13 protein-coding genes are annotated in these 15737 nt (G+C 65.4%); 4 read left to right on the top strand and 9 right to left on the bottom strand.

Translation table 11 applies throughout. The features are described 5' to 3' along the window. Position 1: 1 nt before the first annotated feature. Positions 2-469, bottom strand: coding sequence for a DoxX family protein (locus LZC95_24510; GenBank protein WXA99965.1), 468 nt, complete (start codon positions 467-469; stop codon positions 2-4). Positions 470-670: 201 nt separating this feature from the next. On the opposite strand from LZC95_24510, the gene LZC95_24505 reads away from it, so the two are divergent. After that, positions 671-979, top strand: coding sequence for an SEC-C domain-containing protein (locus LZC95_24505; protein ID WXA99964.1), 309 nt, complete (start codon positions 671-673; stop codon positions 977-979). A 22-nt stretch (positions 980-1001) separates the two neighbouring features. Here the strand turns inward: LZC95_24505 and LZC95_24500 are convergent, their stop codons facing one another. The 7 genes from LZC95_24500 to LZC95_24470 form a co-directional block, all read right to left on the bottom strand. Continuing rightward, positions 1002-2858, bottom strand: a complete 1857-nt coding sequence (locus LZC95_24500) for a hypothetical protein (GenBank protein ID WXA99963.1) — start codon at positions 2856-2858, stop codon at positions 1002-1004. A 31-nt stretch (positions 2859-2889) separates the two neighbouring features. Next, complete coding sequence (locus LZC95_24495; protein ID WXA99962.1) at positions 2890-4467, bottom strand: ABC transporter substrate-binding protein; 1578 nt, start codon at positions 4465-4467, stop codon at positions 2890-2892. A 6-nt stretch (positions 4468-4473) separates the two neighbouring features. Then, complete coding sequence (locus LZC95_24490; protein ID WXA99961.1) at positions 4474-5541, bottom strand: PEGA domain-containing protein; 1068 nt, start codon at positions 5539-5541, stop codon at positions 4474-4476. After that, positions 5541-7088, bottom strand: coding sequence for a protein kinase (locus tag LZC95_24485; protein WXA99960.1), 1548 nt, complete (start codon positions 7086-7088; stop codon positions 5541-5543). The genes LZC95_24490 and LZC95_24485 overlap by 1 nt, the downstream gene beginning before the upstream one ends. A gap of 14 nt (positions 7089-7102) precedes the next feature. Then, on the bottom strand, positions 7103-8041 hold the full coding sequence (locus LZC95_24480) for an SDR family oxidoreductase (protein WXA99959.1): 939 nt from the start codon (positions 8039-8041) through the stop codon (positions 7103-7105). Continuing rightward, a complete protein-coding gene (locus LZC95_24475; protein WXB00218.1) occupies positions 8038-8862 on the bottom strand; it encodes an acyltransferase family protein in 825 nt (274 codons plus the stop codon). The genes LZC95_24480 and LZC95_24475 overlap by 4 nt, the downstream gene beginning before the upstream one ends. A 71-nt stretch (positions 8863-8933) precedes the next feature. Next, positions 8934-9677, bottom strand: a complete 744-nt coding sequence (locus tag LZC95_24470; protein ID WXA99958.1) for a HAMP domain-containing histidine kinase — start codon at positions 9675-9677, stop codon at positions 8934-8936. 231 nt (positions 9678-9908) lie between these two features. Between LZC95_24470 and LZC95_24465 the strand changes: the two genes are divergently transcribed. After that, positions 9909-10334: an OB-fold putative lipoprotein gene (locus LZC95_24465; GenBank protein ID WXA99957.1), complete on the top strand. Its 426-nt coding sequence runs from the start codon at positions 9909-9911 to the stop codon at positions 10332-10334. A gap of 3 nt (positions 10335-10337) precedes the next feature. On the opposite strand, the gene LZC95_24460 is transcribed toward LZC95_24465, so the two are convergent. Next, positions 10338-10871, bottom strand: a complete 534-nt coding sequence (locus LZC95_24460) for a hypothetical protein (GenBank protein ID WXA99956.1) — start codon at positions 10869-10871, stop codon at positions 10338-10340. Between the two features lie 167 nt (positions 10872-11038). Between LZC95_24460 and LZC95_24455 the strand changes: the two genes are divergently transcribed. Continuing rightward, the gene (locus tag LZC95_24455; protein ID WXA99955.1) at positions 11039-14059 is read left to right on the top strand and encodes a beta-propeller domain-containing protein; all 3021 of its coding nucleotides are present in this window, start codon (positions 11039-11041) and stop codon (positions 14057-14059) included. Between the two features lie 145 nt (positions 14060-14204). After that, positions 14205-15689 carry a serine/threonine protein kinase gene (locus LZC95_24450; protein ID WXA99954.1) on the top strand — a complete coding sequence of 495 codons (1485 nt, stop codon included), beginning with the start codon at positions 14205-14207 and terminating at the stop codon, positions 15687-15689. Positions 15690-15737: the final 48 nt, after the last annotated feature.

Below are 15737 nucleotides of genomic sequence, written 5' to 3'. Positions count from 1 at the left end.
GCTACACGTGGTGGTGCCGTGGCACGGTCGGTATGTCGTGCTCGTTCTTCTTGAGGCGCTCGTCCACCGACAGCGGCCCGCCACCGACCACGGTGAGCAGCGCCAGGATGAAGAGCACCAGCAACGCGAGCTCGAGGGTTTGCTGCGGCTGGAACAGACCCTCGTGCCAGTGAACGAAGAACACGGCGCCGAGGAGGACCGGGATGTTCACCGCGGCGGCGACGCGGGTGAGAATGCCAAACATGAGCATGATTCCACCCGCGGCGTGCGCGACCACGATGTAGTGGGCCAGCATTGCGGGCGCGACGGCCCCGTCCTTGATGGGCATCGTCTCGATGAATGCGGACATGTGCTGCATGAAGGAAATGGCTTTTGCGAGCAGCGCAAAGCCCATGTAGATGCGCAACAGGTCGAGCCACACGTCACGATGTTGCTCGATCCATGTCCGGAGCCTGAGAATCTGATCCATGGCACCACCTCGCTCGAAACGTGGTGCAGCGCCCTGCTTTCGCCAGCCCCAACCCAACAATCGATCGGAGCCAAGAGCGCCGCCGAAATGGACTTGACGGACCAAAGCTTTCCACGATTCGCGCACCGCGCAACGTCTTGGCGCGTCGCAGACCCTGTCTTTTCATTGACCGATGAAGCGCCGAATCGTACACAAGTGCTTGTGACGGCCATCAAGCTCGGAAGAAACGACCCGTGCCACTGCGGCTCGGGAAACAAATACAAGAAGTGCCACCTCCCCACGGACGAGGCAGCGCGCTCGGCGGAGCTTGCCGCAGCCGCCGCCGCTGCGGCCGCAGCCGCTGCCGCCGCCGCCGAAGCTCAGGCCGAGGCGGAAGCCGAAGGCGAAGGGGGCGCCAAGGAAGCGGCCGAATCAGGCTTCCGCGGACAGCAGCCCCGAGCCGGTGGAGCGCCCAAGCGCCCGGCCCAGGGCCACTCGGCGGCGCCCATGTTCCGCCGCAAGGCCGTTTAGGCCCTCTACCTACTGGCCAAACCTACTGGCCAAGCATTCCCCACGTCGAAGCCGTGCCCTGACCGGGCAGCGTCCCCACCCCCGGCAGGCCAAAGGCCTGCTGGAAGGTGAAGTAGAAGGTGACCGGCTGCACGCCGGCCGGAAGCGGCCGGTCGAGCGGAAAGCCGAAGTCGCCTCGGAAGACGATGCGATCGACCTGAGGAAACAGAACACGGAAACCCGCGCCGGCGGATTGGTGCAGGTCCATGTTGTCGAATCCGTCGAAGGTGTTGCCGACGTCGTAAAAGAGGGCGCCCGCGAGCTGGACGGAGAAGATGGCAATCGGCCGCGTGCGGAACTCCACGTTGGAGACGAAGACGTCTTTCCCGATGAAGAACGAGCTCGGAAAGCCCCGCAGCCGCGTATCGCCCCCGAGGAAGGTGTTTCGATTCAGGTAATTGCGGTACCGGTCGAGCACCGCGGTGTCGAAGACGAGCCGCCCGAAGCCGAAATGGGGCGTCGAGATGCGGAGGTCGACCTCGACGGAGGCATCGCTGATCCGGTCCGACTCGAACTCATTGGTGGCCTCCACACTGCCGCGCACCAGGCCGTCGCCCCAGGGGATGGTGTACTGCGCGGCCGCGTACACGCCGAGGAAGCTGCGCGACGAGCCCAGGCCACCGGAGACCGGGTAGACGCGTAGGTAAAGATCGTGACCGAGTCGGTAGTCCTCTTGAAGCGACAGCGACTCGAAGTCGAGCACCCGATGAAAGCGGTTGGTGTAGCCGTGCCACTGTAGAAACGGCCCCACGCGCGTATCGCTGCGGGGCATGGCGCGCCGCTCGAACTCGGCCACGGCCACCGGCGAAAAGACGGGGCGCGGTGCGCCGTCGGGGAGGTCGGCGTCGAAGGCCGTCTCGTACTTGCGAAGGTTCACCTCCGCGCCGACGGTGAAGTCGTTCTTGATCTCGAGCCCGAACGATCGCGTGATGGAGTGCGTCGAGGTGTAGCGGCGCCCGCGGTACTGGAACGGAATGTCGTCCTGCTCCGGGGTGTCGCGCGCATTGAAGCGGGCGACCTTCACGCCAACATAGCGGCGTAGCACCTCGTCGCGCCACGCGATTTGCGAGTTCCACGCCCACTCGGTGTACTTCGAGTACAGCGGGCGCGAGGCGGAAACGATGCCATAAGAGCCCTCGGGCTTGCCGCGTTCACGGTTCACGATGACGTTCGCATCCGTGTTCAACGCCAGCCATAGGCCCTGCACGCGCGGAACGCGGTAGGCGGTGCCGAGCGAAAAGGAGTTGGGCCGGTAGGTGAATCGGCCGAGCACGAGCTGCTGGGTGCCCGCGAGATTCGATTCGGTGGGCTCGAGCAAGAGCGACTCGAGGCCGGAGGAGCTCAGACCGATGTCGAAGCCCATGCGAAGCGACCAGACGTCCTTGGTGATGACCAAGAGGCGCACCCGATCGGGCGAGCTGCCCTTCAGCGGGACGACGATGACCAGCGACAATTGCGGCAGCCGCCGCAGATTGCGTTGCGTTTCGTCCGCGAGATCTTGCCGGTAAGGCTGCCCCTCGCGCACGAGCACTTCTCGCGCGATGACAGGCTCCTTGGTCAAGGTATGGAAGACATTGAGAAAGAGCGGCACCGGATCGCGCTTCTCGAAGACGTCGATGCGGGCGATGTCGATGCGCTCGATGGTCTTTCCCTCGGGCGCCGCATCCACCTGGTACGCGTGGCCCGATGGCGACTTGGCGGCCATCTCCTCCAGCACGCCGTCGATGGTCTGCTGCTCGTACTTCGAGTACGTATCCGCCCGCGAAACGCGGGAGAGAAGGAAGAAGCCCGAGAAGGCGAGCGCGCTGAGCGCAAAGGCAAGACGAGGCAAAGCCGGCACGAGGGCGGTAGACTACACCACGTTTCGTCCTTCAAAAGCCGCAGAACGCACGAATCTCGGGCAGGCCTCCCGCCAGCTTGCGGTCCGAGGCGCTGTAGTACACCGGCGTAATGCGCGGTTCCGAGGGCGTGTCGCTGTGTTGCGGACCTTCGTCGCGCTGCATACACCAAATTAAGATATCGGACGGAGCTTCACCGGTGGCGCGATCGAAGTCGAGTGGACCCGAGGCACCGTCGTAGTCGATCGAGGTGCCGGCCAGGAGAAGGTCGAACGCACCGTTGACGCTGGAAGAGCCTGGTGAAATACGGGGACCCGACACCAGGCGCTCGAAACCGTGCGCGAGGCTTGGCCCTCGCAGGGGATCGGCCCCCACGGCGACGATGGAGAACGCCACGGTGTAGAGCGCGTCGTAGGCGTTCACCGCCCACGTGGCCGCAGGCGACGTGCCGTCGTGCACGCGCGAGAGGTACGTCGACTTGAAGGCCTCGAAATTCGGACCCACCGTGCCCGGCTTGGTCCCGAGCATGCGCCGGCGCGTGTCATCGGGGACGCTGGCCAGGTAGGTCGACAGCTCGGGAACGGCGCTGCCATCGGCCATCACGTAGAAGGGGCGGTACCCAAGCGACGTATGCCATGTGGCCTCCGTCTGGGCGATGAGCTGCGTGACCGTCTCCGTCGTTCCGTACAGAAAAATGACGTGCGGCTCGACGGCCACGATGTCCCGCACCGTCGCCGGGTAGTCCGGCTGCGCATTCGGATCCTGCGGATCGCCGTAGTCGCGGCGCAGGAAAAAGCCGCTGTCCACTTGATCGAGCGCCCTGGCCCCATTGAACACGAGCTTCGGGCTCAGGGCCTCCACGAGCCCGCGCCCGTAGGGATCGCCCTTGTGGAGGACGGCGACCTTGATCTTCTCCGCGCCGGTGGCGAGCTTCACGTCGTGTTCGATGTGCGGCATCAGCGCAAGATGCGCCTCGGCTTGGATCAGATCCGACGGGCACGTGCGCCAGACCAAGCCATTGTCGGTAAGGTGCGTGAGCGTGGGGCTCGTCGACGACGGTGAGATGAGCAGCACGTTTTTCGGGATGGTGACCTGATTGGCCACTTGCAGCGTGATGTTGCTGAAGCCCGAGCCGATGATCGCGGGGACGCCAAGGTCGTCGGTGAGGTGCTTCGCCGCGCGCACCGCGGTGGGGCCATCTGCCTGGTCGTTGCATGCGACGAGCACCAGCGGTCGCCGTCGCGTGCCTCCCGGAACCGGAGGAAGGCCTACGCTGCGAAAGTCTTCGAAGGCGACCTCCACGCCGTTTTCGATGGGCGCACCCGAGGTCTGCTCCAACGGAAACAGCGAGCCGATGATGACGGCGTCGTCGCTCGTGGCATCACCGAGGACGCGCGTGCACTCGGCGGATCGAATTCGCGCGCATCGCAAGGTGGACGCGGGGCAGATGCCGTCGTCGCCCATCGCGCGCCGGCAGTCGTCGTTCTTGGTGCACGCGAGGCTGCTGTCTTCGTCCTCGGAGCCCACGTGGTACTTCGAGGCGTCGAGCAATACATTGCACCCGACGGCGCAGGCGAGAAACGAGACACACGCGACGGGCGCGAATCGCATGGTCGCTCAGAAGCGTCCCTGCCAAGAGACCGACGTCGGGCCAATACAGAGCCCGCTCGCGCGGTTCGACGAGGACGCGGTGGACGACGAGGGCTCCGTCAAGAGAAGGACGCCGCCCGCCGCGAGGGTGACCCCGGCGGTGGCGAAGCCGATGGTGGCCAGCGTACTCTGGGTCTTCAACGCCGAGATGTCGTTCTGCTGGTTCGCCGGGCACGCTTTGGTGGGGCCGCACGCATCGTCGAGCTGGCGTTTCGTGTCGAGGGCCATCAGGCCGAAAACGCCGCCGAACACGAACGCCGCGCCCGATGCGCCCAGCAGGACCAACCCCGCCGTGTGGCGCACGTTGGACGGCTCGCTCGCGGGCGCGAGGGCGGGGTGAGGCGTGGGCTTGGGCGAAGCCTCGGCAGGCCGCGGGGCAGGGGGCGGTTCGGCGGTCACGGGAGGCGGCGGCTCCGGTACGGGCTCCGGGTTCGCCGTCAACGTGAGCGTCACCTCGGCGCGCTCGCCGTCGGCCAAGGTGACCGTGCTGCTCGCGTCCGCGTGCCCTTCCGACGTGGCCGTGAGCGTGTGCACACCCGGATCGATGGGCCGATCGATGTCCATCCACTCCGCACCGAGTGCATCGCCATCCAGCGCGACGCGCACCGCGGCGGGCGTGACATTGGGGGGCGCCTCGACGCGGAGGTGCAGCTTTGCGATGCGCGGCAGCACCTCCTCCAGCGCGCGCTTGGCGCGGTGCTTCGCGTGGACGAACGCCGAGGGGGCGCTTTGCGGGAGCTGCTCGCGCACGACCTTTTGCAGAATCTCGCTGCCGAGCACGAGTTTGCCGAGCGCGATCTGGCACTCGCCGAGGCGTCCCAACGTCGTGGGCGCATGGTGAAGCACCTCGGCGCGTTCCAACTTGGGAATGGCCTCGGAGCAGTTGCCCGCGTCGGCGAGCTTCACGCCCTCGACGCCGAGGCTGCGCGCGGCGGCGATGGCCGAGGGATCGTCAGATTGCTGGGCCCACGCCGAAGATGCGACCAACGAGAACGCTACGAGCGGCGCCAAGGCGAAGTGGACGTGCGTGCGCATCAGTAACCGAGATCGGGCTCGCCTCCATCGGCGGGTGCCGCTCCTACCGGGGGTTCGTTCAAACGAGGCCGCACGCGGCGTTTGCCACTTGCCGACGTGGCCGGCGTCGATGCAGCCAATGCGGCCGATGCACTCGATGCGGCCGATGCCACGGGAGCCTCGACGGAGGCTACGGCCGCGGCGGGCATCGCCTTCGGTGCTTCGGCCGCGGCGCTCAAAAGCTGCGTGGCCGGTGCGAGTGCAGCACCCCCCACACTGGAAGGCGCCGGGGTGCGCGCGTCATGTCCCGGGCGCGGCTGCATCGTCAAAAGCCCAATCGCCAGGCCCGAGGCCACGATGCCTGCGCCCGCCGCCACGGTGAGCAGGGTGCGCGTGCGCTTCTCCACCGCAGCGCGCTTGGCCAGCTCCGCGCTCACGTCGGGCATCGTCGGCGCCTCGCGCGAGATCACCGCGGGGAACGATGCCGACGAAATCGCCGGCCCCGTCGAGGCGAGCGACGAAGGCGGATGAATCGACGTGGGCACCTTGAAGTCGGCCCGCGAGAGCCCGGCGGCGCGGATCACCGACACCGAGCGCTCCGCCGAGATGCGCGCCCGGCGCGGTGCAAAGGGCAAAAGCGCAATGGCCAACTCCGCCACATTGGCGTAGCGCAGCTCGGGATCCTTCTCCAGGCAGCGCTCGATCACGTGCGAGAGCCCGGGAGGTGCATCGCGCCGCACTTCTTCGAGCAGCGGCGCCTTGCCTTTGAGAATGGCCTGCGTGACTTCGCGCACCGTGGCCCCGTCCCAGGCGTAATGCGCGGTGAGCAGCTCGTAGAGGACCACACCGAGCGACCAGATGTCCGATCGACCGTCGATGGTCTCGAGCTGCTGCATCTGCTCGGGCGACATGTAATGCGGCGTCCCCATCATCCGTGTTTCGCGCACGTTTCCGGGCCTGTTTCGTGCGGCGAAGTCCTGCGAGCGCGGTGCGGGGATGGCCTTGGAAATGCCGAAGTCGAGCAGCTTGATGGAGCTCCACCCCTCCATCTGATTCACCATGAAGAGGTTTTCCGGCTTGATGTCGCGATGCACGATGCCGATGGCATGCGCTTGCGCAAGTGCCTCGCACGCCTGCACCACGTACTCGACGGCCTCGGCGATGGGCAATGGCCCCGACTCGTGCAGCGCCGTGCCGAGGTCGATGCCCTCGAGGTACTCCATGACCATGAAGGGCGTGCCGTCTCCGCGCATGCCGACGTCGTGCACGCGCGCCACGTATTCGCTTTTGATGCGCACACACGCCTTCGCTTCGCGCGAGAAGCGTTCGACGATTTCGGGATCGGCGGCGAGCTCGGGGCGCAGCAGCTTCAGTGCGAATTGCTCTTCCAGCACCAAGTGCGTCGCGAGCACCACGACGCCCATGCCTCCCTGACCGAGGATGCGATCGACCCGGAACTTGCCGGCGATGATCTCACCGACGACAAGAGTACCTTTTGCCCCGTGTTTTTCCGGGGTTCGGCCGCCGTCGGGGGTCTCGTTGAGACTCTCGGGTTTCTTGGCGCTCAAGGCGGCCTAGAGTATCACGCGTCGTGGGATATCGGCGGAGGGAAAGCGGAACGAAACGCCGCGAGTGTCTTTACTTCATCATACAGATGACGAAATCCCGTCGCCTTCCGGAACGCACTCGCGTCCACCACCACGGGATATTTGACATGACTAAGTGCGCCGCGTGGCAGACGCGGCAAGCCCCATCGTCCGAGCGTGCGATCGATGAGAAATTGCGGCAGCGGAAGGCGTTTGCGCCCCGTCTCGCGCACGATCACCGAGAAGGGAACGGGCGGTGGACCCGCAACATTGAAAATACCGCGTATGCGACGTTCGAGCGCGAGCGCAATGGACGTCACAACGTCATCCTCGTGCATGAATTGAAATAGAGGATCGAAGCCAAGCAAACTCGGAACGGTTCGTCCGCGCAAATACGTTGCCAACGTGCCATGCCCCGTCGGCCCGAGTGTGTAACATGCACGTAGTACCGTGGTGACGAGTTCGGGGAACCGCCAGAGTGCAGTTGCGGCAAAAAGATCGGCCGCAACGAGATCGGCGAGCTCGGGGAATGTGGAGAGCGCCATGGGCGGCTCGTCCTCTGTATGAAAAAGAGGTGAGTCGGCGGCGGCCCCGTAGAACGTGTGACGACCTACGAAGATGCAATGCTTGGCGCCGTACGTTCGGCAGTGTTCGAACACGGCGCGCGTGCCGCCGAGGTTGATGCGGTGGCGCTCTTCGCCGCGCATCATCAACGACGTGACGGTGGCCATGTGCACAACGGCCTCCGGGCGCACACGACGAAAGACGTCTTCCGCGGCGCGCTTGCGGATGTCCACGCGATGCACGCTGATTTCCTTCGGCGCATCGGCCCACGGCCGCACGTCGATGCCGACCACGTCGTGGCCGTTGCCGAGAAGGTGCAGGGCGAGCTTCTGCCCCACGCCTCCCGAAATGCCGGGTATGACGATCTTCATCGGATATCGCGATCCTCGTCGCCGAAGTGCACGGAGGCGGTGGGCTCTCCGCGCCGCAGACACAAGCCGTGATGAATGAGGCGCTTGATGCTCGCCTTCACCTCGTCGACGTAGCCTTGAATGACCTCGTCGTCTTCGCTTCCCGTGCCCTCGAAAACCATGGGCGCGCCGTAGTGGATCTCGAGCTTCACGGGAAGGGGAACCGGTGGCCAATACGGCACGATGGGAATGTACGGAACGCCGAGGCGCTTGCCGAGCTTGTACGCGTTGCTCACCGTGGGGAGCGCATCGCCGCCGCCGAGGAAGCCGAAGGGAATGATGGGCGTCTTCGTCTTGAGCGCGAGCCGGAGAAAGCCCGTGCCGAAGTCGACGAGCGAGTGGCGCTCGCGAAAAAGCTTGGCCGTGCCGCGCGCGCCCTCGGGAAAGACCATGAGCAGCCGGTCCTCTTCGAGGAGCCGTTCGGCGTGCTCGGGCAAGCCCGTGAAGTGGCCGACTTTGCTCGACCAGAGGGAGGCGAAGGGAAACTTGTTGATGAACTTCTCGGCCATGCCCTGCGCCAGGCGCGGCGGGTCCATCTCGAAGAACATCGAGGCGTAGACCATCGCCGCATCGATGGCGATGCCGCCCGAGTGATTGCCCACGAGCATCGCCCGCCCGCGCGGCGGCACATTCACCAGGCCGTGGGTCTCGACGGAGAAGTAGTGCCGGTAGAAGAAGCGCGCCGCCGTGAAAATGCGTATCAGGTGCCGCTTCGACACACCGTAAGGATCCGTCCCGTAAGCACTAAACGGAATTTGCAGCCGTTCTACGCGATCGGCGATCGAGTCTTTGGGCAAAGCTCGATCACGGTATCATCTCGATGAACGAGAAGGAGAGTTGATTCTTCCGCCGTTCATTCAGGAGAAGCGCTCTGAGGTGAGGGCTCGTGGTCGGCCTCGGGCTGCTCGGCTTTCTCCCGCTCCTCGCGCTGCTCGGCCTCGTCGGCCTCCTCCGGCTTGCGGCTCGGTGGCGCGTTCGGAATGGTGAACCGAAACGTCGTGCCGCGACCGAGTGCGCTTTCGCACCAGATTTTGCCGCCGTGGGCGTGCACGATGGCCTTCGAGACGGTGAGACCTAGCCCTTCTCCCTTGCGGCTCGGATCCTTCCATCCTTCGCGAAACAGGTAGGGCCAGGCTCGTGGATCGAGCCCGGCGCCCTCGTCGTGTACCGAGACGAGCACCCCGTTTTCGATGGGGCGGGCATCGACCACGACGTGCCCGTGGTCCTTGCAGGCGCCGATGGCGTTCTCGATCAAATGAAGGAGCACCTTGAGAATCCGCTCCGGATCGCAGGGAACGGCGAGGGCCTCGTCCACGTCGTTTTGGAGCTCCAGGCCGCGGCGGCGGGCCTCTTTGCCGAGCCGCGCGAAGGCCGCGTCGGCCAGCGCACGAAGGGGCTCCTGTTTGCGGGCCAGGGGAATGGCCCCGGCGCTCAAACGTTCCGCCTCGTAGACGTCGCGAAAGACGCGGCTGACGTGGCCAACGGGCGTGCTGCGGCCAACCTGGCCCCCCACCTGCCCGGCCGTCGGGCGTGGTGGTAACCGGGAGGGCAGCGGCTTCGAGCGACCACGGACGGCAGCAAAGGTCCTCTCGAGCATGTCGAAATTTACATTGAGCGAAGACTCCTCCACCGCAAGTGCTTCCAATTCGAATAAGCTCGCGCGCGAGCCAAGGGTCGAATGGGTGTGTCAGCTTCGAGCAGGAGCCCAGCGCGATCTGGGGGCCACAAGGTGAGATTCGCCATGACCCCCGGCCATCACCCCTCGGATTTGCGACCCGCAAAGGGGTTATGCGCTACGCGGAATGTGCGCCCACGGTATGCCCGGCTGATGCTCGTCGTGTCGCTCGTTTGGATGACGGCTTGCGACGGGCGTGCAGACAAGAAAGCGGGCTTGGGAGCGACCCAGGCGCTGGCGGCCGCGTCCGCCGCAAACTCGGCGGGGAAGGCCATCGATCGGGCGGCGGCACCGCAGCTCGATGTCATGGAGTTCATTAAGGACTTCACGGACGACCCGGGAAAAGCGAATGCCAAGTACACCGGCCAGCTTTTCAAAGTGGTAGGCGTCGTCCGGGAGCTTGCGGGCGCTCGCGTGGTGCTGCACGACCGATCGGGCGCGGTCTCGTGCACGCTTCCGCCGGAGCAGGCGGGCAATCTCATCGTGGGCAAGTCGGCGACCGTCACCGGGTTCATTGCCCCCGCCGGCGGTCATGTCGCGGCGCGTCTTCAGTCGTGCGAGCTGCTCCCGTCCCCGTGAGCGCTACTCACACCCCGTGTGGATATCGACGTCGAGGGTCACCTCGGCCTTCACCGTACTTTCCTGCTGCGGACGCGATCCGGTGGCCTCCGTGGTGATGCTCATTTGGGGCGCTACGACGTAGGGCTTCAACTCGACACCCGGGTCGATGGACACTTGCAAGGACGAAGCGCCCCTCGGCACCGCGTCGAGGTGCGCGATGCGCACACGCGGCTGCCCGCTGCTCTCCGCGTAGAACGCGACCGATTGAAGAAAGTCGAACGTCTGCCCGGGCGGTGCCGGAATGCTCAACTGAAAAGACTTCACCCGCACCGAGTCGACGTCGTCCTTGGAGGCGCCTTGGTTCTTGAAGCTCTGGGAGAAGTCGATGCGGTTGAACGCCCCAAGGTCGAAGTTCGAGAGGAGCGTCTCCAGCGGTGTGGCCGCCGGAATGGTCCCTTCGCCTTGGGCGTCGACGTCGATGTTGTCGAGGTTCGAGCACGTCGCCAACCCGACGCATGCGACGACCGTGGCCCACTGCCGGATCCTCATGCTCATGGCCTGATTTTGTAGCGCACAGCCCCCGCCCGGGCGAGCCGTCGCTCATGTGCCAAGTGGCACACATCGGGTTCGCCTGCCTGGCCCGCACGAACAACGCGGCCGCGAAAAGAAGCGGCAAATAGCGATCCGATGCAGCCGGCACACCCCGTGCTCTTCCGATCGGTATGCGCCATTCCCGTTTGCGTCCTTCGCTTCCTTTGGCTTCCTTGCTCGCCCTTGCGGGCGCCGTCGTCGCCGTGCCGGCCTGCTCTTCGTCCACCGATTCGGGACCGGAGGAGGAGCGCAACCCGGGACAATCCGACTTCATCTCGGCCCCGCCCCTCGGCGGCGACCCGTTCGGGGGAGCGTCGGCGGGCCAAGGTGCCGATGGCGGCGCACCCACCAGTGAGCAGAACGGCGGAAAGGGCGGTGACAGCTCCAACCCGCGCAAGGTCGAGGAGACCGATCTCTATCGGGTCGAGGGCGACCGCCTTTACTACCTCAACGCCTACCGCGGGCTCATGGTCTTCGACGTCAGCAACGTCGACCAGCCGAAGCTCCTCGGGCGCAGCAGCATCCACGGAAGCCCGGTCGAGATGTTCATCCGCAACGGCATCGCGACCATCGTGGTGGCCGACTGGTACGGCACGATGGAGGACGGCTCGCCCTTCCACGGATCCGTCGTTCGCGGCCTCGACGCGAGCAACCCCGCGGAGATCAAGCTCCTCGGGGAGGCAAAGCTCGGCGGCTGGGTGCGCGACACCCGCATCGTCGGCGACGTGCTCTACGCGGTCAGCGAGGACTACGGCTGGTACTACGGTTGGGACGCCGCCGGCGGAAGCAGCGGCACGAGCCGGGGGCCGAAGGTCGTGGTCAGCAGCGTGGGCTTCGGCGGCGGCGCCATCGCGCAAAAGGGCTCGTACGAGTTCGACGGCTACAGCTCGATTTTCAACGTCACCGACAGCAGCATCATGCTGGCGCACGACATCCCGGCGAATCCCTCGCAGCCGTGGAGCCAGCCCAGTGGGCGGAGCGAGCTCGTTTACCTCGATATTTCCGATCCGCTCGGCACCATCGGCGTGCGCGGACGCATCGAGGTGAACGGCTCCGTGCAGGGATGGGGCACGGACAACGGTCGCTGGAACCTCGACTTTGCCGACAAGCGATATGCGCACTTGCTCGGGTGCGGCAGCACGTACTGCGGAATGCAGCAGGGCCAATACGTCCTCTCCACCGTCGACTTCCAGAATCCCGATGTACCGGTTCGCGCTTCGGAGCTTTCCATTCCTTCGACAGGATGGACGGTCGCCGCGCGCTTCGACGGCACGCGCATGTACCTTTCGCCGGGCTCCAATTACTACAATCCACAAGGCAGCGACACGCCGGTTCAAATTTACGATCTCTCGAACGCCTCCGCGCCCAAATTGGCCGGGCAGACCGTCGTCGGGGGCACGATTTGGAACTTCATTCCATCGGGCGATCGGCTCTTCGCGTTGGGGAGCGATTACCGCACGTCGGCCAACAAAGTGACGCTCCAATACTTCAATGTGAGCAACCCCGCGGCACCTTCGCTCATCGGGCGCTCGACCTTTGGTGAAGGCTGGGCGTGGACGCCGGCGGCGGGCACCTTCAAGGCATTCGTGAAGGATGCCGAAAAGGGCCTGGTGGTGCTGCCCTTCAGCGGGTGGAGCTCGCAGACGTACGAGTACCAGAACGGGCTTCAACTCATCGAGTACACGCCCGATTCGATCCGCACCGCGGGCGCGGCGCGATCGCATGGCTGGGTGGAGCGCGGCATCTTCGTCAAAGGCCGTCTCGTGTCGCTGAGCGATCAGGCGCTGAGCGTGGTCGATTACACGAACAAGGCGAGCCCGCACGTCGTCAAGGAGGTCACCCTCGCGCGCAACGTCGTGGATGCGCGGCCCGACGGCAACACCGTGGCCGAGGTCTCCACGGATTGGTGGGGGTACGACGACCGGCAGTCGGAGATCCGCATGCTGCCCCTCGACAATGTGGACGAGCACACCGATGCCTCGGGTGCCGTGACGGTGAAGATCGACGGGAACAACGCGCGCGTCTTCCGCAATGGCAATTTGAGTTACGTCGTGACGAACGTGCGCAAGGAGGTCATCTGCGGCAATGGACAGAGCCCCGGGGCCGCCGATCCCGGCAAGCCTGCTCCGACGTGCTACTCGTACGTGCCGCAGGTGCAGGTCGTCGAATTCGCGAATGACACGGCCACGCTGCGCGGCAAGGTGGCCCTGCCCGTGGAGGCCGGGAACAATTACTACTACTGGGGTTGGGGCGGCTGCTACTGGTACGACTGGTTCGGTGGCTCGGACGTGGTGCAGGTCGAGGGCAATGCGCTGGCCTTCCGGCGCTTCTACCCGAAGTACAAGTCCGATGGCACCTGGGATGCGAACCAGACTTTGTACGTGGTCGACATCACGAACCCGGATGCCCCGAACCTGACGACGACCCCCATCTCCTCGGATTACCGCTCCTGGTGGGGGAACATGCGGGCCGTTGGCGACAAGCTTTACGTGACCCATTACGAGTGGATCAACTGGCCGGTGTACGATCCGCAATCGGGCCGGACCAGCCAGGGCACCGTGCGCTACTACCTCGATCAGATCGATCTGAGCGACCGCGCGCACCCGAGGGTGGGCTCGCGCATCAACGTGCCCGGGCTGCTCGTGGGCGCATCGGAGACCGATCCGTCGCTCCTCTACTTCACCGATTACCGATGGTGGAGCGGAAAGGCCCGCGACGATCTGTCCGTGGCCCGCATCGTCGGACGCAAGGCTTATCTCCAGAGCAGCACGGTGCTCGATGGTTACGTGGGCAACGTTTTCGTGCGCGGCAACAAGGCGTACGCTTCGGTGCAGCGGTACGATTACCAGACCGGAACGGACTCGCGGGTCACGTTGCACGAATTCGACTTGACGAATCCGCGCCGCCCCATCGACCGCCGTGCACCGTCCCAGCGCGGGTGGGGCTGGCTCCTTGGCGTCGAGGGCGACCGCGCCATCGTCACGTCGGGGTGGGGGAGTGGTATGGACATTTACCGGTTGCAGGCCGACGCAGCCCCCACCTACGACCGCTTCGTGCGGGCACAGGGTTGGCCGGGAAACATCTCGCGGCAGAACGACCGGCTTTTCTTGGCAAGCGGATACTGGGGGATCCAGTCCATCCAGCTTCAGTGATCCAGGGGCCCGCCCTCGGACCGCTCCCGTTCCCGTCTTTTCGTGCAAAAACTCGGGAGCGGGATCGGGATCGGGAGGGGGGAGAGAAAGGAAGGGGGTGCCCCGGCCTCCGGCTTGCTCTAATCTTCCCAGCCTGGGCGAGCAGGTGGCAGAAGACAACCGCGGATATGGCCGGGCAGGACGCATCGGCAAAATCATCAAGGGGAAGTGGCGCGTCGACGCACGCCTTGGTGAGGGGGCGACGGCCACGGTGTATGCGGCGACCCATCGCAATGGCCATCGGGTCGCCCTGAAGGTGCTGCACCCGCAATTTCTCCGCGATGCGCAGATTCGCACGCGGTTCATGCGGGAGGCCTACGTCGGCAATGCCATCTCGCACCCGGGTGTGGTGCGCGTCGTCGATGATGACGTGACCGAGGATGGAGCGGTCTTTCTCGTGATGGAGCTGCTCGAGGGCGAGTCCTTCGAGCGGCGCGCCGAGCGCATGGGCGGCAGGCTTCCCGTGGCCGAGGTGGTGTGGATGCTCGACACCTTGCTCGACGTCTTGAGCGCCGCGCACAAGCGCAACATCGTTCACCGCGACATCAAGCCGGACAACCTGTTTCTCACCCGCGATGGGCGCATCAAGGTGCTCGACTTCGGCTTTGCGCGCATGAAGGAGGAAGTGGAGCGCGGCGCGTCCAGCGAAGGCGCGACCTCCTTGACCAAAACGGGCTTCATCCTGGGCACGCCGGACTTCATGTCGCCGGAGCAAGCCGGGGGCCGCAACAAGGCCGTCGATGGTCGTTCGGATCTCTGGTCGGCCGCAGCGACGGCATTTTGCCTCATCACCGGGCAACGCGTGCATCCGGGCGCGGTCACCTTGCATCAGCATCTCTTGCTCACGGCCACGGCCCGCGCGCGGTCGCTCGGGTCGATTGCGCCCGATCTGCCGAGCGGCCTGATCGCGGTCATTGATCGCGCGCTCATGCTCGAGCCCGACCGGCGATGGATGGATGCCACCGCGATGCGTACGGCGCTTCGTGCAGCGGTGGGGTCGTTCGATGGGCCGCCCGGCGCTTCGTCGCACGACGACACGACCGCGGTTTACCGTGGGTCCGCGCCGGATGCGCAAGAAGTGAGAGAGGTGCGGCTGGACGAGAGCGTCATCTTCGTGAGCTCGCAGGAGCTCATTCCATCGGTCTCGACGGCGACGAACGCGCCGTACATGGCACCGTATGCAGCCCCGCCGATTGCCGAGTTGCCCGTGCCATCGATGGCGCGCTCCGCGGTGCCCGTGTTCGCCGCGCCCGACATGGATGGCTTGATGCGGCCGCCGATGCAAAGCAACTCCGAGACGTCGCGATCGAGCATCACCGCGCGGCGCATAAGGCCATCGGCGTTCGACCCGTATTTCTCCAAGTGGATATTCTTCCTGGTGATCGTCACGATCTCGGCGGTGGTCTTCATCATCGGGTTGCGGCGGAAGAAGCATTTGGACCGACACCCAAGTTCCTTTTCCGCGCAGGTCGTCACGGCGCCTTTCTCGTCTGCCTCGTCCACCTCGTCGGTCTCGTCGGTGTTGCCGCAAAGCAGCGCACCGGCCGCAACGCTGCCTCCCCGACCTGCGGCCACTACACCGCGCAAGTAAGGCGTGCGTCGCTCGTAATATTCTTTCCGGAGCTGGGTGGGCTAAAGT

It is taken from the genome of Sorangiineae bacterium MSr12523, assembly GCA_037157775.1.
GTDB lineage: Bacteria > Myxococcota_A > Polyangia > Polyangiales > Polyangiaceae > Pendulispora > Pendulispora brunnea.
The sequence above is the reverse complement of the archived record's forward strand: the minus strand, read 5'-3'. Positions and strand labels throughout refer to the sequence as shown.